Consider the following 23150-nt stretch of genomic DNA (forward strand, 5'->3'; position numbering starts at 1 on the left):
GTGCATATTATGGCAGCACAAATCTGGTACGAAGACGACGCTGATCTTTCCGTTCTCGACGGCAAGAAGGTAGCAATTGTTGGTTATGGCTCTCAGGGTCATGCACATGCTCTGAACCTGCGCGATTCCGGCGTGGATGTCGTCATCGGCCTGCGGCCTACCTCCAAGTCCGTCGAATACGCGAAGGAGCAGGGACTTGAGGTCAAGTCCGTCGCTGATGCGGTGAAGGACGCGGACATCATTATGTTCCTGGCTCCTGATCAGTATCAAAGCGAAATCTACAGCAAAGACGTCGAACCCAACATGAAGCCAGACGCGGCCCTTGCGTTTGCTCACGGTTTCAACATTCGCTACGGCTACATCAAGCCTGGCCCGGGCCACATGACCTTCATGGTCGCGCCGAAGGGTCCGGGGCACATGGTTCGCCGCGAGTACATGGCCGGCCGCGGCGTTCCTGCCGTCGTCGCCTGCGAGAACGACGAGAAGGGCAACGGCTGGGAGATCACCCTGGCGTACGCGAAGGCTTTGGGCGCTTTGCGTGCCGGTGCCATCAAGACCACCTTTAAGGAAGAGACCGAGACCGACCTCTTCGGTGAGCAGGACGTGCTCATGGGTGGTGTCAACCACCTGGTCGAGACTGGTTTTGAGGTCCTTGTAGATGCTGGTTACCAGCCGGAAATCGCCTATTTCGAGGTTTGTCACGAACTGAAGATGATCGTCGACCTGATGAACGAAGGCGGTCTGAACAAGGATCGTTGGTCCTGCTCCGACACCGCTCAGTACGGCGATTTCACTTCCACCGTCATCGATGAAAACACCCGTAAGAACATGGAATACCAGCTCAAGCGCATTCAGGACGGCTCGTTCGCCAAGGAGTTCATGGACGATCAGGCCAAGGGCGGACCGCACTTCAAGGAACTTCAGAAGAAGTACAGCCACGAGCGCATCGAAACCGTTGGTCCGAAGCTGCGTGCGATGTTCTCATGGCTTAAGGATGAATCGGCCGACGCTGATGAGAAGGATTCCTTCAATGGTGACATTGCCCGCACCCAGGTCCAGGAGTAGTCGTCCGGCCCGACGCTTCTTTCGATTTACCTAGCAACGATTTGCATTGCTTTGTGAATAGAAAGTTATAGGGGTTGTTGTCGAGTTTAGGCTCGTTGACAACCCCTGTTGCATACGTGTGGAAAACGTTGTGCCCTATAAAAGCATCCCTAGGCATTCGTGAAACGTTTGGTTTTGACAGGTCGTAATGCGCCGAAGCGATACCTGAGTAATGAATTGGTGTCTTTTTCTATTATGTTGAGAGTTATTCTTAACGAGGGTATAATTGTATTACACTAGTTTAATTCGTTTGCTTCGGGTTTGCCTGTTGCTGAAAGTAGTAGCGGGACAGCCCCCCCCGGTGCTTAAAAGGATTGTGGGAGAGAATGACAGCGCAAGAAGAGAACAACCAGGATGGTGGGGGCATGGTGCCTCAGCCTGAAATGCAGAACGATGTCCAGCCGGGGGCGCAGCCGACCAACGGTTCGGAGCCGCAGCAGACCCCGATGGATCAGATGCCTCAGCGGCCGGCTGCTCCTGAATCTCAACCGCCGATGAGTGAGATGCCGCAGCAGGTTCCCATGGGTGATGAGCAGCCGCAGGCTCCAATGAACGGTATGCCGCAGGCCCCGATGGGCGCCATGCCTCAGCAGCCAATGGTTATGACCCCAACCCGTTCTGGCATGGCTATTGCCGCGCTGGTTTTGGGTATTGTCGCCATTGTTATGTTCTGGATTCCCTTCATTGGCGTCATCTGCGGTATTGCCGCCATAGTTACCGGTGTCATGTCGATGCGCAAGATTAATGCCGGCAATCTTTCCGGCAAAAATATGGCTATCACCGGTCTTGTTACCGGTATTGTTGGTCTGGTTATTTCCGCCATCGTGCTCGTTGGTGCATTCAGCATGGGCAAGTCCATCCTTGATGAAGCAAATCAAATGGATTCTTCTACCAGTTCCGACACCACTCACGAGAAGGCCAGGAGTGACAAGGGGTCTACTGACCAGAAGCTGAAGGACAAGGAGATGAAGGGCAGCGGAAGCCTCAAGGGTGGTGACGTCAAGATTGCCTCTGCTCAAAGGGGTCCGGATGACTTCGAGGGTCATAACACGATTATCGTTACTTACGAGTACACGAACACTGACAAGGAAAACCACTCCTTCAGGGATGGTCTCCGGGATAAGGTATTCCAGAAGGGCGCGAGTCTGAAGAGGGCCTATTACCTTGATGATGTTCAGGGCTACAATGACGATTCCGATCATACTGAGCTGCAGCCCAATGGCAACTTGACCGTTACTGTTGCTTACGAACTTAACGATGAGACCTCACCTGTGGATGTGGAAGTCTCCTCCGGTGTTGATTACATGGGCAAAGCCAAGATCACGAAAACATTTAATCTGCAATAATTGTTTGAAACATTGCACGGTTTGAGAGGTATGCCTAGCGGTTAGTGTAGGGCGCTTCTTTTGAAACAGTCGGCATCGGATTGGCGTTCCCGTCAATCAGGCCGTGAAAAGCATTTGTCTCCCAGAACAGAAATTCTGGGAGACAAATGCTTTTCTTCTTCGTCCTGTGGAACAGCGGGCGTGGTCAAGAACTAGACTCAGCTATAACCACTGTCCGGGAATCGTTACGTATTGTCTCGAATGCCGTTGCGCTACTGCTGCTCAGGTGCTGTGGGGCAGACGGATGAGATGTCCATGTCTTTGAGCTTGACGATGTGAGTGTGGTGGGTGAACTTGTAGCCGAAATAAAGGATGGCGACAAGGATGACGCTGAAGTAGGTCATCAGCATCTCGCCCCAGTTGCCAGAAGCAAGAGCCGGAATGTTCTGGCCGCAGATCACGACCAGGCAGATCGCGATGGCCATCAGCGGCCCGAAGGGAAAGAGTTTGGCATGGTACTTTAGCTCGGAAATTTTGTGGCCCTGCGCTTTGAACGCGCGGCGGAAACGGAAGTGGCTCAGCGCAATGCCGATCCAGGAGATGAAGCCGGTTAGCCCGGTGGCCGTAATCAGCCACATGTAGAATTTCGGGCCAAAGATACTCGATGAGAAGGCAAGTGCCTCGATGCACAGCGTGGTGATGAGTGCCGCAAGCGGTACGCCGCGTTTGGTTGTGGTGCCAAGGAACTTAGGTGCGTAGCCGTCCTTTGCCATGCCGTAAAGCATGCGGCTGGAAGCGTAAGCTCCGGTGTTCACGGCGGAAAGAATCGAAGTGAGTACCACCGCGTTCATCACGCTTGCAGCAGCTGCCAAACCGGCCTTCTGGAAGACAATGGTGAACGGCGACATCGTCACGTTGGCGTCGGAAGCACCCAGCAGATTCGGGTTGGTGTAGGGGATGATTGCTGCGATGACGAAAATCGATAGCAAATAGAACAGCACGATGCGCCAGAAAACGCTGTTGATGGCTTTGGGCACCGCTTGGCTGGGGTCCTCGGACTCACCGGCCGTGACGCCTACGACCTCTGTGCCTTGGAACGAGTAGCCGGCAATGAGGAAGACTGCCATGATTGCAGGCAAGCCACCGACGAACGGCCCGTCTTTGTAAGTGAAGTTCTTAAAGCCGATGGCTGGCTGGAACATGATGCCGCAGATCATCATCAGGCCGATGACAATGAAGATGACGATGGTGACTACTTTGATCAGTGCCAACCAGAATTCCGTCTCGCCGAATGCGGAGACCACGAAGGCGTTGAGGCAGAAAATGATGATGAGCATTGTCAGGCTCCACACCCAACCGGGTGAATCCGGAAACCAAAACTGCATCAGCAGCGCGGCCGTCGAGATGTCGGTAGCCCCTGCGATGGCCCAGTTGAGCCAGTAGTCCCAGCCCATCGCAAAGCCCAGCGCGGGATCGACGTATTTGGAGCTGTAGACTGCGAATGAGCCGGAAACGGGCATGTTTGTGGCCAGCTCGCCCAGGCTGGTCATCAGGAAGTAAATCATTATGCCCATTGCCGCGTAGGCCACGAGTCCGCCGCCGGGGCCGGCTTGCGCGATCGTGCCACCGGAGGTCATGAACAGTCCGGTGCCGATGCAGCCGCCGAGTGCGATCATTGAGATGTGGCGGGTCTTGAGCTTGCGGACGACGCCGTTGCCTCCGCGGTTCCGTGGTGTCTTGCCGGTGTTGTCACTGCCGACGCTGTTGTTGCCTGTTATTGTCCCCGACCGGCTAGTCATGTGGCGCTCCTCTTTCACGGGATTCCCTGCTCGTGTGTATATCTGATGTATACGCATATGCCTTGGGGTCGGGAGCTGTTGGCGTTGGATGCTCGACTCTCATCTCCCCGTAGCTGGTTTGAAGCATAGGCTGTCCTCTCGATGTTTGCGGTCATCTGTGTTTCGGACGTTGCCCATGGGTTGTTTTGTGGGTGAGTATCGTAGAAAAATCGAGTGCGTAATGCGGATGTCACCTACTGCGGCGTAGTCTGTGCACTATTGCGTAAGCGAGAATCCATTTACGAGGGGGACAAATGACTGAAACGGACAAAAGCGAGAATGCCGCTATGACCGGTCTCAATGCTGTCGAAAACCCAAAGAGCGGTACGGGAGAGGGCAGCAACCAGCTCGAGCGCGGCCTGAGTAACCGGCACGTCCAGTTCATTGCCATCGGCGGCACCATCGGCACCGGTTTGTTCCTCGGTTCGGGAAAGTCGATCGCGCTTACCGGACCCAGCATCATTCTGGTCTACATTCTGGTCGGCCTGGTGATGTTCCTGCTGATGCGCGCCATCGGCGAGCTTATGTACCACGATCCGGACCAGCACACGTTCATCAGCTTCATTGGCCGCTATCTCGGCGCGGGCTGGGGGCATTTCGCGGGCTGGACCTACTGGATCGTTCTCATTCTGATGGGGCTTTCCGAGATTACGGCGGTCGGCACGTATTTCGTGACTTTCTTCGACACGTTCGGCTTCGACCTGCGTGCGTGGCAGCCGCTTATCGAGGTCTGCTTCCTCGCGGTTCTTGCGATCATCAACCTCATTGCCGTCAAAGCGTTCGGTGAGACGGAATTCTGGTTCTCGATGATTAAGATCACCTTGATCGTGGGGCTTATCGTCACGGCCGTGGTCATGGTCGTCATTGGCTACCATTATCCGGCCGTCCAGATTCACGGCGTCGATCATGTCAGCCCGGCCGGCCATGCAGGTTTGGATAACATCTTCAGTGGCCTCTCGTTGGCTCCCAACGGTTGGCTTGCACTGCTGATGAGTTTCCAGATGGTCTTTTTCGCCTACGAGATGATTGAATTCGTGGGTGTGACTGTCTCAGAGACGAAGAACCCGCGCCAGGTGCTGCCGAAGGCCGTTAATGAGATCATTATGCGTATCCTCATCTTCTATGTCGGGGCGCTGGTTGCCATCATGCTCATCGTTCCGTGGCGCACGTTCAAGCCGAACAAGGATGGTTCGTTCGCGTCCCCGTTCATCATGGTCTTCCAGTATGCGGGCCTGAATTGGGCTTCGGCACTGGTCTTCTTCGTGGTCATCACGGCCGCATCGTCCGCACTCAACTCGCTGCTGTATTCAGCCGGACGCCATCTTTATCAGTTGGCGGAAGTTTCCACTTCGCCCGTGCTGCGCAAGCTTGACGTCGTATCCGAAAGCAAGGTTCCCGCTCGTGCCATCGTGGTTTCCGCGTGCTTCATCCTGCTTTCGCCGATGATCAATTCCATTCCGCAGATTTCCAACGTATTCGTGCTCTTCTCGTCGGCTTCCAGCGCGGTGATCATTTTCGTCTACGTGCTCACGATGCTCGCGCACAGGCGTTACCGCCGCTCCGCGGATTTCAGTGCTGACGGTTTCGTGATGCCCGCCTATAAGGTCACGAACACGCTCACGATTCTCTTCTTCCTGTTCATTTACTGCACGTTGTTCATCTCTGCCGATACACGTGGTTCCGCTATCGCAGGGCTCATCTGGTTGGCTCTGTTCGGTGGATATTGCGTGTGGCGCTTCCGTGGAAAGCAGAATGAGATGCTGAGTTGAGGCGGAAAACCAAGTAAATTTCCTGAGGTGCTTGCGTTGCGTCTGAGCCAAGGCATCATTGAGTTTGGACGCAACGATTACCGTGGGGTGTGATGCGGTGTATCGTAAGAAGACCGCCACTGATTGACATCAAGACATATTTATATATATGTGTTGAATTTATGTGAATATTATTACATTTTTGAAATACTATCTAAATAATGCGCTGCTGTGTCTTATAATGGATTCGTAAAATTTGGGTGATGCCAAATAGTTTGTAGTTTGATGACTATTTCGGGGTGGGGTTTCGGGTTTGCCGTAACCCGAAAGTAATTGTTATCTAGTCACCAGCGACACGGCATACCGACTATGGGGGAGAGCGAAATTGGGTGAGTCAGTTACGTCGCGGCGTGGGGGACGTCAACTTCAGGAGCGTTCTTGGTGTGTCCGAGCAACGGCTGAGTTAGCTGATTGGGTGCTTGCCGGTGCGGCCGATGAAGGTGTACGGCCCTCGGTGCTTATCCGCACCGCCGTCGAGGAATATTTGGAGCGTCGTCACGCCGATATTCGTCCGACTCGTGAGACCAAAGTCTGATCCTGAAATTCAGGTCCTGATAAAAGATCTGCACCGTCTGTATCGATAATGCAGGCGTTTGCCATCCGCAATCTGTTGCTGCGGGTGGTTTTTTATTTCCGCTGCCGACACCACGCAGTAGTGTACATTCAGATAATAAAATATTATGAAAATCATCGCTTGCTATTGGCGCTCGGGATTGATGGATCCGAGATAATGAAGAAAGAGAATGGGAAGAGATTCATGCTTCGCATTAGCAAATACCTCTCTAAGACGGAGATTGGGCAGATGCTGCTCAGCCTTGCGTTCATTGCAGGGCAGGTCTTTTTTGACCTCAGACTGCCGGACTACATGTCGAAGGTCACTGAACTGGTGGAAACGCCGGGCAGCAAGATGGCTGACATCTGGAAGGAAGGCGGCAAGATGCTGCTTGTCTCCCTGGGGTCGGTGATTTGTGCTGTTGCCGTGGGGTACTTCATGGCACGTGTCGGTGCTTCCTTCAGTCAGCGGTTGCGTTCGCTCGAGTTCCGTAAGGTCGAGTCCTTCGGTCCGGCAGAAATGAGTAGGTTCTCCACCGCGTCGCTGATCACCCGTTCCACCAATGATGTCACGCAGATTCAGATGTTCATCACCATGGGTGTGCTGTTGATTTTCCGTGCCCCGATCATGGCCGTTTGGGCCATTTGCAAGATCGCCGGGAAGGGCTTCGAATGGACGATGGCGACGGCCGTCGCCACGGTGGTGATGCTGCTATTTGTCATTATCATCATGATTCTGGTCATGCCGAAGTTCCGTTCGATGCAGCGCCTGACCGACAACATCAACGCTGTCGCTCGCGAGAACCTCACCGGTTTGCGAGTCGTGCGAGCCTACAACGCCGAGGCTTATCAGGAGAACAAATTCGCCAAAGTCAATGACGACCTGACCAATACCCAGCTGTTCACCACACGTGCGATGGCCGCGATGAACCCTGTCATGAGCTCCGTGATGAACGGCCTTGGTCTGTCGATCTACTGGATTGGTGCTTATCTGATCAAGGATGCTGCGCTGCCGGCCGACCGACTCACCAACTTCTCCAACATGGTCGTTTTCTCCAGCTACGCGATGCAGGTCATCATGGCGTTCCTGCTGCTAAGCATGGTTTTCGTGTTGTGGCCCCGTGCCGACGTGTCCGCCCAGCGTGTGATGGAAGTGCTGAATACCGAACCGTCCGTCACAACGGGATCGCTCACCGAGGGTAAGCCCGGCGAGGAAGGGACCGTAGAGTTCCGCAATGTCGGTTTTACCTACCCAGGCACCCGCGAGGAGATGCTCAAGAACATCAGTTTCACCGCCCGCAAGGGGCAGACCGTTGCCTTCATCGGATCCACCGGTTCCGGTAAATCGACCCTTGTCAACCTCGTGCCACGCTTCTATGATGCGACCGAAGGTGAGATTCTGGTCGACGGTGTCAACGTTAAGGATTACGACATCAAGGTCCTGCGAGACAAGATTGGCTACGTTCCACAGCAGTCCGTGATGTTCAAAGGCACCGTGGCGTCCAATGTCAGCTATGGCGACAGGCCCGGCGATGCGGAAGAGGTCGAAGTGGCTGATACCTCTACGGCTAAGGGTCGTAAGCTTGAACTCGCTCTTATCGCCGGTGAAGACGAGCGTGGTGAGCTGAGCAAGGAGCAGATGGCGGATGTTCGCGCGGCCAGCGATGTGGCGCAGGCCGATGAGTTCGTGCAGCGCATGGACGGTGAATACGACGCACCCATAGCGCAAAGCGGTTCCAATGTCTCGGGCGGGCAGAAGCAAAGGCTTTCCATCGCCCGTGCCGTTTATCGGCATCCCGAGATCATGGTCTTTGACGATTCGTTCAGCGCGCTTGATTTCAAAACCGACCGTGCGGTGCGCGATGCCTTGAAGAAGAACGCATCCGACGCCACCAAGCTGATTGTCGCCCAGCGAGTGGGCACGATCATGGATGCCGACACCATCGTCGTGCTAGATGACGGCAAGGTAGTAGGAGAGGGCACGCACAAGGAGCTGCTTGAGAGCTGCCCGGTTTACAGGGAAATCGCCGAATCGCAGATGAGTCCTGACGAGTTGGCCGGATAGGGCCGGCGAAGAAAGGTTCGGCGCGGAAACGTTTCGCCTGACGGCAACCGTGGCTGCTGTGCATTGACTGCTGGAGCAGTACCGCCCAAACCAAAGATGAAAGCAAACGTTTAAAACCTAGGAAAGTAGCAACAAATGCCAAGAACGAGAGGGCCGGTCGATAAACCGGCTGATTTTGGTGCAGTGACGCTCAAACTGGTCAAATACTGCAAGAAATATCTGCCAGTCATCATTGTCGCGCTCATATTGGGCGCCGTCAGCACCGTCTGCCAGATTATCGGGCCGGATCAGCTGAAAAACATGACCAACGCTATCGCCAAGGGTTTGCCTGCTTTGGTGCATGGCAAGCCTGTTATGGGTGCGGTGGATATGGGCGAGGTGACGCGTATTGCATGGCTATTGGTCGGCCTCTATGTAGGGTACGCGATTTTGGGCTATGCGCAACACTGGATGATGGCAACCGTCACTCAGCGGATCGGCCAGAGCCTGCGCAGGTCAATTTCGGACAAGATCAACAGGTTACCGCTGAAATACTTCGACCGCACCAGCTATGGCGACGTGCTCTCGCACATTACCAACGACGTCGATGCCATAGGTCAGACCCTAGGCCAGTCGTTGGGCATGCTGATCACATCCATAACGCTTTTCTTCGGTTCGTTGTTCATGATGTTCTACAACAATGTCATCATGACCCTGTGCGCCATTGCAGTCTCGTTCCTTGGCATCATCGTCATGGGAATGATCATGCATTTCTCCCAGAAGTACTTCGCTCGTCAGCAGATTGCGCTGGGCGATGTGAACGGCCATGTCGAAGAGATGTACTCGGGTCATATCGTCGTCAAGGCATACAACGGCGAGGCTGATTCCATCCGACGCTTCGAGAAGTACAACAACGACCTGTACGATTCTGCGTGGAAGAGTCAATTTCTTTCCGGGCTCATGGGCCCGATGATGAACATGATTGGCAACATGAGCTTCGTGGTCGTGTGTGTGGTCGGCGGGGCGCTCGCCATCGACGGACGTATCGAATTCGGTGTCATTGTGGCATTCATGATGTATGTTAGGCTCTTCACCCAGCCGCTTTCGCAGTTCGCTCAGGCGTTCCAGAATCTTCAACGCTGTGCCGCAGCTTCAGAGCGAGTCTTCAACTTCCTTGACGAGCCTGAGATGAGTGATGAGTCCGACAAACCTGCGTTGCTTGGACGTGACCCGAAAACCGGCGAACCCACTCGCGTGCGCGGTGATGTTGAGTTCAAAGATGTGAACTTCGGCTACGAGCCGGGCAAGCCGATTATCCATGACTTCTCCGCGAGTGTGAAGGCGGGGCAGAAGATCGCTATTGTCGGACCGACCGGTGCGGGCAAGTCCACGATGGTCAACCTGCTGATGCGCTTCTACGACATCGACGGCGGGGCCATGTACATCGACGGCATCGACACTTCCAGCGTGCCGCGTGCCAACGTGCATGACCAGTTCTCGATGGTGCTGCAGGACACATGGGTCTTCCGCGGCTCTGTCAAAGAAAACATCGCCTATGCCAAGAAGGATGTCAGCGACCAGCAAATCGAGGATGCGTGCAAGGCTGTGGGGCTTGACCGCTATGTACGTTCGCTGCCGCAGGGCTACGACACCGTGCTTGACGACAATTCCTCCCTTTCGCAAGGCCAGCGTCAGCTGATGACGATTGCCCGAGCAATGGTGCAGGATGCGCCGATTCTGATTCTGGACGAGGCGACTTCCTCGGTTGACACCCGTACCGAAGAGCTGATTCAGAAGGCGATGGACAACCTCACCGTAGGTCGTACAAGCTTTGTGATCGCGCACCGACTTTCCACCATCAAGGACGCGGACATGATTCTCGTGATGAACCACGGCGACATCGTCGAACGTGGCACCCACGACGAGCTGCTGAAAAAGGGCGGTTTCTACGCCGATCTTTACAACAGCCAGTTTTCCACGCTGGTGGCGTGAGATTCTGAATTCAAGGGGTCGGTTCGGGAATATCGGTTTCTGCCGGTCGTTCCGAACCGGCCTTCCTTGATAGTTGTATAGGTGCCATTTGAGGAAGAATGATCCTGCGCCTGCCGATACCATTGAGGATTTCGGTTCTTTTCCGCGTCTCGGGGGTCTTCGGGGCTTCCGGGGTTTCACCCTTGTTAGGGGTGTTGGGCTCCGAGGGAGTGCCGCTTGTATCGTGTATGCCGTCATTGTTGTCGTCACCGGTGCTGCCGGCAGTGGTGGCCGAGGCTGTGGCGCTCTGGACTTCGGGATTTCCGGTGTAAGCAGTGTCCTTGGAGATCAGAGTGGCATCGACGGTCAGTTCGCCTTGATCGTCGGCGATTGGCAGGGTGATGTTCCACGGATGTTCGCTGGTGTCGTTGTTCGGCAAAGCAGTTCCGTCTTGTCCTGTGGAATCCGGAGTAATATCCTGACATTGCCTGCTGCCGGTGTTGGTTGGATGGCATATGCGGACGATGTCGCTGGAGTGGAGTGGTTTGGCTGTGCCGGTGATGGTGGCTTGGTTATTCGCTGCATCGCGTTTGGCCGTAGTGATTTCGGGTGTGGCCAGTTTGGTCCATGCAGCGCTGAGACTGATGATGGTACATCCGGTTGCATCTGTTTCACCGATGCTTGCAGGGACTTGTGCGGCCCTGGGATTGATGGCGCCGTGGCTTGCCTGCCACTTGTTGAACACGCTGTGCTTTGGCCGGGTGATTGTGTCAGGGCCGGCCATGGTCAGCGGCGCTGTCTGAGATGGTGTGTCGGTGAGGGACTTCTGGGTGGAAGGAGCCGTGCCACCGGCCCCGGCGCCGGGCTGGTAGTTGACAGTGGTGTAGGGCAGAATTCCTCTGTAATAGCCCAGTGGACCAGTCACGTTGATTTCGGTGTAGTGGTCGTATGCAGTCAGCTGCGTGCTGAGATGTTGATACTCGGCATCATAGTCGTTGCCGCGCAACTGTGCGATGGAGAGACGGAATGTGCATTGGTTGCCGGCTGCGGAGGGTATGCACAAGCTGTTGAAGCCTTCGCAGTTGTATGATTCAAGAGTGAGGGGGTCGTCGGTATCGCGAGAATCTTCAGGCACATCGACTATGACATCGGCCCACGAGTCCGTGTTGTCCTCCGGGTTTGCGCTCGCGGCCTTGTGTACGACGATGCTGTTGATGGTTGGTCGATCCATGTTTCTCCACACCGCTGTGAGTTTGGCATTCGGATCATTCGCACCGACATCCCAGGTGAGTGTGTTGCGGTTAATGGACACATGGTCGGAATCGCTTGTAGTGAGCTTCCACTCTTTGAATATCTTGCCGGCTGGTATCGCGTGGGTGCCCCATGGAATATTCCATGAATTGGAGCTGCTGGCGGTATTGAGTGTCGTGGTCTCGTTCTCCTCGCCGTTGTTGTAATCCACCGTAAAAACGAGTGAAGCGATTCTGTAGTGTCCTTTGGGGTTCCTTCCTGAGCTCAGTGAAGTGCGAGCGCGCATATCTTCCACGGGAGTGCGTGTTCCGTCGGGCGAAATTTCACCCCACTTCTCGTAGTTCACGCCATAGCCGAATGCTTGGCTGTCGTTTTCGTCGGTGGCAAGGTAAGTGTGGGAGCCGAGCCACAGATCACGCACATTGGTGGGCAGCAGCCCCATCAGCGTTCCCGCAGATACGGCGGCGCTGGTATTCAGGCCGGATATGTCTAACGAAACTAACTCGTCGCAGTTGGCAGATATGGATTGCAGGCTAGTGAGGTTACTGAGATTCCATGCCGCTGAATAGATTCTGCCCGATGTTTCCGGCCAGATGAACGTTTCCGTCTATCTGCACTGTAGTTGCTGTCCACAAGAAAGCGAACAAACTATTGGTGTATGGCGCCGAAGTGTACAGAGAAGCATTGTTTTCTAGGCGGATTTTGACGATGTCGTTTACATAATTCTGCCATGGAAGAATGCCGTCGAAATCCGGGCCGGTGCCGCTGTGGATGACGAGGGTGCAGTTGCTGTCAACTTCCCATTGGATGGGATTCGTGTCCCTGCCGGTGATTTGGTTGAGGGCAGGATCGTTGGATGGCCTGCCCCAGGTCTGTAATCCGCTGGGAGTGCAGCTTGACTGAGGTCCTATGCCGGGGGGAATTGTCGTGCGTGGCGATGAAATTGGTCTGCAGACTGGTCTTGGATGTCGGATCTGTAGCGGTTTGTGTGGTCACGTGGGCTTGGTTCGCCTGCGACACCGACATGGAGGCGCGTGTCGTTTCCTGACCCGGTACGAAAGCCGGCAATACCGCACCAATGGTTAAGCATAAAGCCGTCATGATGATTGTGATTAAAGTGCCCATAATAGTTGTCTTCTTTTTTTCGATAACTTTTAACCCCGAAGGTATGGTTAATGATAAATAAAGAAAGCGCAAAACAGGCGCCTTTCGTTGTCTGTATTACGTTTCGAGAGAGTGGATCTTGTGTCATCTGCAGCAAGTAAGGTGGCACATCGATGGTTGGCAGAGTGATGCTCTAGGAGTGTTCGGCAGTGCTGCCGTAAGGCAAACGCAGTCTCATCTTGGCCTGTGGGGTTCGATGTGATGTCTCTGCATTGACGACACGACTTGAGTCTGGTGTGAATGTGGCGGATGCCCTTTCCTTCCGATCATCATTTGAGGCTCTTGCGATGAGTGAAAAAGTGCCCGACCATAATTATTGGCCGGGCACGAAGAATGGGCTATGTCCATGTGTCAATCGGTGTCGTGTCTGCGACGCAGTCCGTAGAGACATGCACCAGAAGCTAGCAAAAGCAGGCTGATGGCGAACAAGGGCATAATGGGCATGCCGCCGGTCTTGGCCAGGGAAAGCGGACCTCCGGTTGGTTCCGTGTCTGTGCGGCTGGTCTTTCTGTTGTCTTTATTGGTACCGGGCTGAGTGTCAGTGCCGGTATCCTTCCTATTCCCGTTGCTCGTACCGGTTCCGGGGCCAGAACCGGTGTTTGCACCGTTGCCTGTACCTGTACCGTTGTCGGAGCCGTTGCCTGTGCCTGTACCGTTGTCGGAACCAATACCTGTGGTGGTGTTGACGGTGGCAGCGGCGCTTTGCACTTCAGGATTGTCGGTATATGTGGTGTCTTTTGCGACGAGGAAGGCCTCAATGGCTGTTCCTTCGTCGAGGCTGTCGGTCAGGACGAGTTTCCATGGGTGTTCAGTGGTGCCGTCGTGGGGCAGGGTTGTTCCGTTGGAAGCATTGGTGTCCGGTGTGATGTCGCGGCATTGTCTGCCATGGTTGTCGGTGAGATGGCAGATGCGCACGATGTCGTCGGAGCGGAGTGGTTTGGCTGTACCGGTAATGGTCGTGTGGCCGTTACTCTCGCGTACGGCCGAAGTGATATCCGGTGTGGCAAGCGTGTTCCATGCCGCGGTAAGGGCGATAGTGGTGCGCCCCTGCGCATCGGTGTCGCCTGCGCTCACCGGTACGGGTGTGGTGCCAGGTCGAATGCTGCCGTGGTTGGTCTGCCATCCGGAGAAGAGGCTGTTCGCTGGTCTGGTAATCGTGTCGGGTCTCGCCACGGTCAAACGTGCGTTTTGGGCGGCGGTGTCCGTGAGGGCTCTCTTTGTGGCAGGTGTACTGCCGCCTGCTCCTATACCAGCCTGATAAGTGATCGTGGTGTAAGGCAGGATGGCTTCCTGGTCACTGGGTCGGCCGGTGACGGTGGTCTCAGTGTCTCGGCGATCAAAGGCTGTTATTTTGGCTCTGAGGTGGTATAAGGACTCGAAGTCGTCGTCACGCAGTTGTGCGATGGACAGCCTGAACGTGCACTGGTTGCTGCCCTCCGTCGGATTGCATGAGTCATTGTGTCCTTCGCCGTTAAGGGATTCGAGGGTGATGGTGTCATCGGTACGTGAGTCTTCCGGTTCGGTGACGGTGACTTCGGCCCACGGGTCGTTGGAACGCTGCGGGCGCGCACTTCCCTCTGCATGGACGATGACCTTGATAGCCGGGTGGTCCACGTTCCTCCATGTGGCCGTGATCTTGGCTTCCCGGTCATCGGTGTACGCATCCCAACTGACTGTGTTGTCGTTGAGTCGAAGGTATCCAGTGGCGCTTGTGGTGAGTTTCCAGCCGTCGAACACCTTACCGGCGGGTGCCGGACGTGTGCCCCATGTCAACGACCTGGATCCGGCGCTGTTGCTGTTGCTGGTATCAATGGTTTTGGTCTCGGTGTGGTTTGCCTCGCCGTTGTTGTAGTCGATGGTGAGAACGAGCTTGGGAATTCTGTAGTGCCCTTTGGGGTTCTTTCCGGAAGTCAGTGAAGTGCGGGCGCGCAGGTCTGGTGCCGGTATGTGCGCGCCTGTCTCCGTAATCTCGGCCCAGCCTTCATAATTCATAGTGTACTGAAACACTTGGTAGTCGTCGTCGGTTTCGGCAAGATAGGTGTCGGGGCCAAGCCATATATCCTGCACCGCTGGAGGGAATGAGCCTTGTGCTCCATAGGAAGAAAAGGTGTTTCTGGTGTTCATGTTGGATATGTCCAGCGAACGCAGGTTGTCACATCCCATGAACATCAGGGATATGTTAGTGAGGTTGCCAGTGTCCGGTGTGGTGGGCATAACCAGTGATTCCAATGATTGGCAATACGCAAACATGTTTTGCATGTTGGTGACGTTGCTGGCGTCCCACCAAGTGGGCATGGTCAAGTTTTTCAAGTTGGTGCATGACATGAACATGTTCTGCATGTTGGTGGCGCTGCCCGTGTTCCAGATCTCGGGCAGTCTCAGCGATTCCAGGCTGTAGCATGACGCAAACATGGAATCAAAGGTGGTGACGTTACTGGTGTCCCACCTCGTGGGCAGGGATACTGATTTTAGATTCGGTGAGGATATGAACATCCAACTCATATCCGTGACTTTGCGGACATCCCATGTGTCGGGTATGGTCACCGATTCCAGATTCATGCAGTACAGGAACATCGAGTGAGCAGTGGTCAGCTGGCTGGTTTCAAAGCCGTTGCCCACAAAGTGGGTCAATCCGAAATTGTACGCAAACAGGTTATCGCCTATGGTGCCGGCGAGATGGACGATGCCGTCCACCCGCACTGTCTTCGTATACGAGAGGGAACTGAACAACCCGGTGTAGTTTTGCCTGTTGCTGTACAAAGTGGTGTTGCCTGCGAAGCGAATTTCGGTGGCTGGCGCGAGAAATTGCGCTAATGTGAAATCATTTATCGAGTCCCAATTAGGACTGGTGCCGCCGTAAAAAGTAAGGACGCAGCTGCTGTTGAGCTCAAATTTGAGGGGTGACGGATCTCTGTCGGGAACCTGGTTGACATCGCTGTCGTTGGCCGGGGTGCCCCAGGTTTGCATGCCGGAGGGTTCACATTTTGGTTCTGGTTCCCCGTCTAGGGGCGCGACCTGACCAACGGGAGAAACGGGTTGGCGGACATTATTGAATGCTGATGGAGCGCTGGGCAGCTTAACATCATTCTCTCTCTGGCTGACTGGCGTTGAGGATGCACTGACGGGAGCGGGTTCGGTTTTTTTCGCGGTGGCGGGTGGGGCGATTCCCATGGTCACGCATAGGACTGTGGCGGTAAGTGTGGCCATGATGCTCATAATTTCTTCTACTCTCCCGTATTGCGGTATTAAAGTGCGCGCTATATAAAAAATATCCGTTTGGAATCTTTTTGTGGTCTCTACATGATAAATGATAAGCGACACAAGTTCAAAATTTGTACTCGGTGTTCATGTTTGACTAGGAGATGAGTTCAATGGCCTTGATTTGTGGCGTTTCACTTCTTCTAGGTAATCACTCTCGTTGAATCCTTGGACCTTGTATCAGCCATCAGCGGTCTGATGGGCTGTTTTGTTCATTCCGCTTCGGTTTCGGTTCGCTTGACTGGCTTGATGTTTTCAGGTCGTTGCGGGAGTGTTTGTCCTGCGGGGATTTCCACGGTCATCATCGGCATTGGCATCGTGGTGGTGTCTAGGTTCGGGTTCTGTTCTTGGGTGAGCACCAGTTCGCGTGCTTCGCTTTCGCTGCCGACTGTCGGCATGGAGCCGGGTAATGGCGACTTTGACGATTCACGCATCACGGCGGTGGCGATTGCACTGAAAATGGCGAAGAACATGATATAGAAGCCTGGGGCATCGTGGTTGCCTGTCAGTGTGATGAGTGCTTGTGAGACCAACGGTGTGGTGCCGCCGAACAGAGAAACCGCGAAGTTATAAGACAGTCCCATGCCGGAGAATCGTGATTCGGTGGGGAACAGCGCCGGCAATGTGCTTGCCGAAACGCCCGCATAGAACGCCACCGGCACTGCGATCATCGCTAGAGCGCCCTGAACGGCCCAGAATGAACCCAGATGCAGCAGCTGGAAGGCGGGGTAGACGAGCAAGAATGTCGAAACCACGGCTATGGTGTAGATGGGCTTGCGGCCGATGATGTCGGAAAGGTGACCGATCAGTGGCAGGCACAACGACATGACGATAAGCACCGGTACGGTTGCGGCGGCGGCCATCGTTGGTGTCGTACCAACCTCTTCGCGCAGATAGGTGGGCATATAGCTGGTAAGCACATAGCCGGCGGTGTTGGTGGCTGCGACGATTGCTACGGCAATCAGCAGGCGGCGCCAGTGGCGCTTGATGACGTACAGCATCGTGCCGGGACGATCCCACGGCGATTCTTTACGCAGAGCTGCTTTGCGGGCCTCCTTGGACCATTGCGGCTGTTCCTCCTCCTGGCGTTCCTGATGCGCTGCGAATTGCGGGGTCTCGGGGATGTGTGTACGCAGGGCTATCGCTAGGATGCCCAGCGGGATTGTCAGTAGGTAGGGGATTCGCCAACCGCCATTGATCATGGCGTCCGCGCCCCAGTGGTTCTCGGCGATCATTGTGATGATTGCCACCGTGGCGGCTCCGAATGCGGAACCGATGTAGGAACCCGTGTCAAGCCAGGCGCTGTAGAAGCCGCGTTTGCTGTCGGGCGAGAACTCGGAGATGTAAGTGGTTGCCCCGGAATATTCGCCTCCGGTTGAGAAGCCCTGTATCATCTGCAGCGCATAAAGCGGCACGATGGCCCATACGCCAATCTGCTTGCTGGTGGGCAGAATACCGATTAGAGCGGTGGAAACCACCATCATGCCCATCGTGAGGAACAGTACCTTCTGTCGGCCCACACGGTCGCCCAAAGGTCCCAGAACGATGCCTCCGAGCGGACGGACGAGGAAGCTGACCGCAAAGCCCATAAGCATGACGATAAGACTCAGGTTCTTCGACAAGCCGCTGGTGAATGCGCTTGCCATCGTCACTGCAAGGTAGCCGTAAATGCCGAAATCGTACCACTCCATGAAGTTGCCGACCACGGTACCCGCAATGGCCTGCTTCAGTGTTTTCTCCTCGACGACGGTAACGTCCTTTTCGCGCAGGAACTGACGGCGCACATGGATCTCTTGCATTTCTGGCTCGGCTTGCGTGACGGTCTTGGCCATCGGTTCGGTTGACGGTGCTTTCTGTTCTCCGGTGCGTATGGCGTCTTGCTGGTGTTCAGAGGTCGATGAAGACATGCGAGCCCTGTCCTTTCAACGGTATTGCACAGCATGGCTGCGGGACGTCCGGTGAAAAGCGGCATAATCGACGGTCGCTCACGGCGATTATGCCGGAGTCAAATAGCGGCATTTAGGCAGATGCAGGGGTACAAAGGGATTCAAATCTCCTGCGCCGAGCCCATGATGCGCGGCCTTGTCGCGGTCGCGTGGTCCCAGGGTTTTCTGATGCTGTGGGCGTCCGGTCGGGCGCGTGCATCGGTTCCGTAGCTGTTGCAAAACTTGTAGCGGCACTGTATGTTGTTTGGACAATATTAGTACCACGCATGGTTTTCGGCTTTGTGCTAAGTACGTTATATTGATAATTATTTTTGTTCGATATGCGGAATTTGCATTCTGAGGACTGTTGGAAGTCCTGTGAACGTTGGGTTTGCTTTTGGTGCGCTTGTGTACCGCACTGCGGTTGTGTTCCACTGTGAACGCCTATGCCGTTAGCGCAATCACACACTCGGTTCTGTTGGATGTCGTTGCTGTTGTTGCGCGTTTGGTTCCTCGATACGTGTCTTGATCCGAGTAAAATGGATCAGCAACAGCGGTCAATCACCGTAAAAAACTGACGTGCTTGCGCAATATTGGGCCAGAAACGGTTCTTATCCAGAATATCGAGGCAATCCGCAGGGTTGATGCGGTATTTTTGCAGCATCGCATATGCCGATTCATTTCGTTGCTTGTCTGACATTGCGTGTTTGTCCAACAGCATGATGTCGCAGACAGTTCTCGCGGGCGAAGTAATCTTCAGGGCGGCAATGGTGCTAATCTGGCCAGGTGAGATTCTGCGGTCGAAGGTCTTGATCGGGCGTCCATAGACTAGAGAACGGTAATGCGAACTTGAGATGGTGTCGATAACATTCGGGAACGCACCGCCCATCCATACCCATAATGCGCTGCGGCCGCAGGCTATGCACGAGTGGGGCACGGCCTTGGTCATGATCGTGCCTCTGCCGAACAGTGTGTCTGAGTATTGCGCAAGATACGCGTTCGCATCGTCGAGTTGGTGGACCGTGCCGAAGGTGTCGAGCCGGTTCATGCTTAGCGGCCCCGGAAGGTCTCTGTTGCTGATCAACATCGGCGTCGGAGCGAGGTTGGTCGGTTTCGAGGCGTTTATGTGGGTGCGGTTCGTTCGTCGAGTGGCAGTTGTTGTGCTGTTCATGGTAGACGAATATAGATAAGGGTATGCGGCGTCAGCAAATCGAAAAAAATGAAAAGTGAATATGTGGATAACAGGTAAAGCGGCTCACTGAATTGTGTACGACACGGTTGATAACCACTTGATTCCCGTCTCCCGTTTCGCAATTCGTTCGTAGCATTCGCAATTAAGTCTTCCGCTGTCCCCGCTGGGCCCAATAATCGGTAGGTATGACTCATATTTTGGTGAACGTTGCATGGCCCTATGCGAATGGGCCCCGCCACATAGGCCATGTAGCCGGTTTCGGAGTGCCTTCCGATGTGTATGCCCGGTACGAGCGCATGAAGGGCAACGACGTCTTGATGGTCTCCGGCACAGACGAACACGGCACCCCGATTCTGGTTGAAGCGGACAAGGAAAACCTGACTCCGCAGGAGCTTGCCAACCGCTATAACCGTGTCATTGCCAAGGATCTGTGCGACTTGGGTCTGAGCTATGACCTGTTCACCCGCACCACGACAGGTAACCATGAACATGTGGTTCAGGAGCTGTTCAAGCAGTGCCTGAAGAACGGCTACATCTACAAGGGCGTTCAGAAGGTCGCGATTTCGCCTTCCACCGGCCGTACCTTGCCGGACCGCTACATCGAGGGTACCTGCCCGATTTGCGGGGCCGACGGCGCTCGCGGGGACCAGTGCGACAATTGCGGTCACGAACTTGACCCCGATGAACTGATCAACCCGGTGTCCAAGATCAACGGAGAAACCCCGGAATTCAGGGAAACCGAACACTTCTTCCTGGATTTGCCGGCGCTCGCGGAAGCGAATCTCGCCTGGCTTAAGACCCGTGAAGGCTGGCGTACTAATGTCATCAACTTCTCGCTTGGGCTGTTCAAAGAAGTCAAGCCTCGCGCCATTACGCGCGATATTGACTGGGGTATTCCCGTGCCGGTCGATGGTTGGATCGACAACCCGAACAAGAAGCTTTACGTTTGGTTCGACGCCGTTATCGGTTATCTGTCCGCCTCCATCGAATGGGCTCGCCGACAGGGCGATCCCGAGGCGTGGCGTGCTTGGTGGAACGACCCGAGCGCCCCCGGCTATTACTTCATGGGTAAGGACAACATCACCTTCCACTCCCAGATCTGGCCTTCCGAAATGCTTGCCTACAACGGCGAGGGTTCCAAGGGTGGTGAACCCGGAAGCTACGGCAAACTCAATATGCCGGAGCAGGTTGTTTCAAGCGAGTTCATGACCATGGAAGGCAAGAAATTCAGCTCTTCGCGTGGAGTCGTCATCTATGTCAAGGACATCCTTGCGCGTTACCCCGTGGATGCTGTGCGCTACTACATTTCCGTGGCCGGTCCGGAAACCTCCGATGCCGACTTTACGTGGGCCGAGTTCGTCCGTCACAACAACGAAGAGCTTGCTGCCAGCTGGGGCAACCTAGTCAACCGGGTGGCCAACCTCATGTATAAGAATTTCGGTGAAATCCCAGAATTGGATGAGGACTCCATGACCGACGAGGATCGTGCGTTGCTGGAAGAGAGCGCCGCCGCCTTTGATGTGGTCGGTGGGCTCATCGAGCGACATCATCAGAAGAATGCTCTGAATGAGGCGATGAAACTCGTCGGAGACATCAACAAGTACATTTCTGCGGTCGAGCCTTGGAAGATCAAGGACGATCCGAAGCATCTGGGTACGGTTCTCCATACCTGCGCGCAAGCCGTTTCGGACGCGAACCATCTGCTCGCACCGTTCCTGCCGCATGCGGCGCAGAAGGTCTGGGAATCACTTGGCGGAACGGGCACATTCTCGCCGTTGCCGCGTATCGAAGAGGTTGAAGATCTCGATAAGCCCGATTTCAAATATCCGATTATCACCGGCGACTACGAGCTTGGCAAGACGGTGCATCCGTGGGAGAGCGAATCTCTGGTGGCGGGTACTCCCATTCCGAAGCCGGTGCCTATTTTCGAGAAGATTCCCAAGGAAGCTGTTGACGAGGAGCTGGCTCGATTCGAAGCTGATTTGCAGGCTCGTAAAGAGGCAGAAGCCAAACGATTCGAACACGCCAAAGAGAAACTGGCCGAACAGCAATAATCGCGAAACATGTTGTAGAAGCCGTGATGCATTTGTAAACTGCGCCCCTGATTGGTTGGACAACAAAATTCTGTTCGATGGATCGGGGGCGCTATTCGTTTGTTGTGGTGGGGCTTGTGCTTGTTGACCGTTGGATGGTCCGAAACACAGCTGAGAGATGACTATCCCAGATCATGCCGCCACAGCAATTGTGATTCCGGGAAAGGTGTTCATGCCGGTGGGGCGTGCTGGTCTCGCAAACTCTTTAATGTGATGGCAAATTGCATTGAATGAGGTTTTGCGGTGATCGTCCGTTCCTGAATCATCGTTCTATGCCGCGGGTTAACTGAAGTGACGAATTTACACAGTATTTTTTAAGTGTTATACATTGTTTTTCTAAGGAATGTGCGGTTATATTGTACTTGCCAGCGGTTGAGCCACTGACGAGGTTCTTCTTCTTGAATCCCATAATTGAATCTTTTTCTCTCTCTTCTCTCCTCCCGGCGGTCTCCTCCCGCCGGGTTTTTCTTTTCCCGCTGGATTGTGTGCATGGCGCGGTTTTCGGGTTCGCGAAAGAAGTGTCTTCGGCGGGTTTCGGAGGTGTTCCGTCGCCATATCGGAACCATCCCGTTTTCTGATCTTTTCGCTAGCTCTTTGGGTTTTCGTGGTGTCGCTCTAGACTTAGAACATTGGCGGACAACCAAGGAAGGGTGTCGATATGCGATACATTGAGATTGGAACATCGGGAGTAAAGGCTTCGTGCGTAGCTCTCGGGGCGATGAGAATGAACTCCAAAAGTGCTGATGAGGCTCGAACTATTGTTAGCACTGCGCTGGATGCCGGGATTAACTTCTTTGACACAGCCGATTGCTACACGGGCGGTGAAAGTAGCAGAAAGCTCGGGCAGGCGCTGAGCGATCTTGGGATTGATCGCAGCAAGATCTACGTGCAGACGAAATTCGGCATCTACCGTAATCCGGAAATCGACCAGATTACGCGCTATGACTTCTCCAAGGATCATTTGGTTGCGGCTTTGGACGATGAGTTGAAGAATTTGCAGACTGATTACGTCGATTTTGTACTGTTGCACCGTCCGGATACGCTCGTTGATCTCGATGAGTTGGCAGAGGCGTTCAACGAGCTGCAATCCAGCGGCAAAGTGCGTCGTTTTGGTGTGAGCAACGTAAATCCGATGCAGGTCGAGATGCTGCAAAGTGCAGTTGACCAGAAGCTGGAAATCAACCAGCTGCAATTCGGTCTCGGGCACACTGGGATGGTGCGTCAAGAGATGCATGTCAACATGGATGATGAACCTAGCGTTGATCACGATGGTGGACTGATCAGCTACTCGCGTCTGCGTAAGATGACCATTCAGGCATGGAGCCCGTTCCGGTTCGGTTTCTTCGCGGGTGTGTTCCTCGACAACCCCAAGTTCCCCGAACTCAACGAGATGCTGCAGCGTGTGGCCGATGTGCACGGCGTCACGAAGAGCGCGATTGCCGTGGCGTGGATTCTGCGTCATCCCGCCAACATGCAGGTGTTGCTGGGATCAATGACTCCAAGTCGGTTGAAGGAGATGGCCGCAGGTGCCGATGTGCGTTTGGGTGCCCAGGAATGGTACGACCTGTATACCGCAGCCGGCAACGACCTGCCGTAAGGGGCGATTGACTGTAATCCTGCGTGCT

The 23150-nt window shown here is 54.6% G+C and carries 14 protein-coding genes; 9 read left to right on the plus strand and 5 right to left on the minus strand.

From position 1 onward, the window contains the following. Positions 1-9 precede the first annotated feature (9 nt). Together ilvC and GA0061077_RS05970 are read left to right on the plus strand one after the other, a co-directional pair. Complete coding sequence (gene ilvC / locus GA0061077_RS05965; RefSeq protein ID WP_091848033.1) at positions 10-1065, plus strand: ketol-acid reductoisomerase; 1056 nt, start codon at positions 10-12, stop codon at positions 1063-1065. 365 nt (positions 1066-1430) lie between these two features. Beyond that, positions 1431-2450 (plus strand): DUF5067 domain-containing protein, encoded by a 1020-nt coding sequence (locus tag GA0061077_RS05970; protein WP_091848034.1) that lies wholly within the window; start codon positions 1431-1433, stop codon positions 2448-2450. A gap of 251 nt (positions 2451-2701) precedes the next feature. On the opposite strand, the gene GA0061077_RS05975 is transcribed toward GA0061077_RS05970, so the two are convergent. Next, positions 2702-4228, minus strand: a complete 1527-nt coding sequence (locus GA0061077_RS05975; RefSeq protein WP_091848035.1) for an amino acid permease — start codon at positions 4226-4228, stop codon at positions 2702-2704. A 326-nt stretch (positions 4229-4554) separates the two neighbouring features. Between GA0061077_RS05975 and GA0061077_RS05980 the strand changes: the two genes are divergently transcribed. The 4 genes from GA0061077_RS05980 (at position 4555) to GA0061077_RS05990 (ending at position 10663) form a co-directional block, all read left to right on the plus strand. Then, the gene (locus GA0061077_RS05980; protein WP_234696557.1) at positions 4555-6036 is read left to right on the plus strand and encodes an amino acid permease; all 1482 of its coding nucleotides are present in this window, start codon (positions 4555-4557) and stop codon (positions 6034-6036) included. 364 nt (positions 6037-6400) lie between these two features. Next, a complete protein-coding gene (locus GA0061077_RS06790) occupies positions 6401-6610 on the plus strand; it encodes a hypothetical protein (RefSeq protein WP_143249625.1) in 210 nt (69 codons plus the stop codon). Positions 6611-6832: 222 nt separating this feature from the next. Then, positions 6833-8692 (plus strand): ABC transporter ATP-binding protein, encoded by a 1860-nt coding sequence (locus GA0061077_RS05985; RefSeq protein WP_091848037.1) that lies wholly within the window; start codon positions 6833-6835, stop codon positions 8690-8692. Positions 8693-8827: 135 nt separating this feature from the next. Next, positions 8828-10663: an ABC transporter ATP-binding protein gene (locus GA0061077_RS05990; RefSeq protein WP_091848038.1), complete on the plus strand. Its 1836-nt coding sequence runs from the start codon at positions 8828-8830 to the stop codon at positions 10661-10663. Positions 10664-10673: 10 nt separating this feature from the next. On the opposite strand, the gene GA0061077_RS05995 is transcribed toward GA0061077_RS05990, so the two are convergent. Continuing rightward, the gene (locus tag GA0061077_RS05995; protein WP_091848039.1) at positions 10674-12335 is read right to left on the minus strand and encodes a hypothetical protein; all 1662 of its coding nucleotides are present in this window, start codon (positions 12333-12335) and stop codon (positions 10674-10676) included. A 296-nt stretch (positions 12336-12631) separates the two neighbouring features. Here GA0061077_RS05995 and GA0061077_RS06900 point away from each other — a divergent pair, with 296 nt between their 5' ends. Continuing rightward, positions 12632-12796: a hypothetical protein gene (locus GA0061077_RS06900; protein ID WP_159426927.1), complete on the plus strand. Its 165-nt coding sequence runs from the start codon at positions 12632-12634 to the stop codon at positions 12794-12796. A gap of 612 nt (positions 12797-13408) precedes the next feature. Here GA0061077_RS06900 and GA0061077_RS06000 read toward each other — a convergent pair. The 3 genes from GA0061077_RS06000 to GA0061077_RS06015 all read right to left on the minus strand — a co-directional run bounded on the left by GA0061077_RS06000 (position 13409) and on the right by GA0061077_RS06015 (position 19189). Further along, entirely contained in the window at positions 13409-16273 is a 2865-nt protein-coding gene (locus GA0061077_RS06000) for a BspA family leucine-rich repeat surface protein (RefSeq protein WP_091848040.1), read from the minus strand. A 254-nt stretch (positions 16274-16527) separates the two neighbouring features. Beyond that, positions 16528-18222 carry an MFS transporter gene (locus GA0061077_RS06005; protein WP_200754453.1) on the minus strand — a complete coding sequence of 565 codons (1695 nt, stop codon included), beginning with the start codon at positions 18220-18222 and terminating at the stop codon, positions 16528-16530. 562 nt (positions 18223-18784) lie between these two features. After that, positions 18785-19189: a hypothetical protein gene (locus GA0061077_RS06015; RefSeq protein WP_143249626.1), complete on the minus strand. Its 405-nt coding sequence runs from the start codon at positions 19187-19189 to the stop codon at positions 18785-18787. 428 nt (positions 19190-19617) lie between these two features. Between GA0061077_RS06015 and metG the strand changes: the two genes are divergently transcribed. Together metG and GA0061077_RS06025 are read left to right on the plus strand one after the other, a co-directional pair. Further along, entirely contained in the window at positions 19618-21486 is a 1869-nt protein-coding gene (gene metG / locus GA0061077_RS06020; protein ID WP_091848043.1) for a methionine--tRNA ligase, read from the plus strand. Positions 21487-22183: 697 nt separating this feature from the next. Further along, on the plus strand, positions 22184-23122 hold the full coding sequence (locus GA0061077_RS06025) for an aldo/keto reductase (protein WP_091848044.1): 939 nt from the start codon (positions 22184-22186) through the stop codon (positions 23120-23122). Positions 23123-23150: the final 28 nt, after the last annotated feature.

The sequence above is a fragment of the Bifidobacterium commune genome, from assembly GCF_900094885.1.
GTDB lineage: Bacteria > Actinomycetota > Actinomycetes > Actinomycetales > Bifidobacteriaceae > Bifidobacterium > Bifidobacterium commune.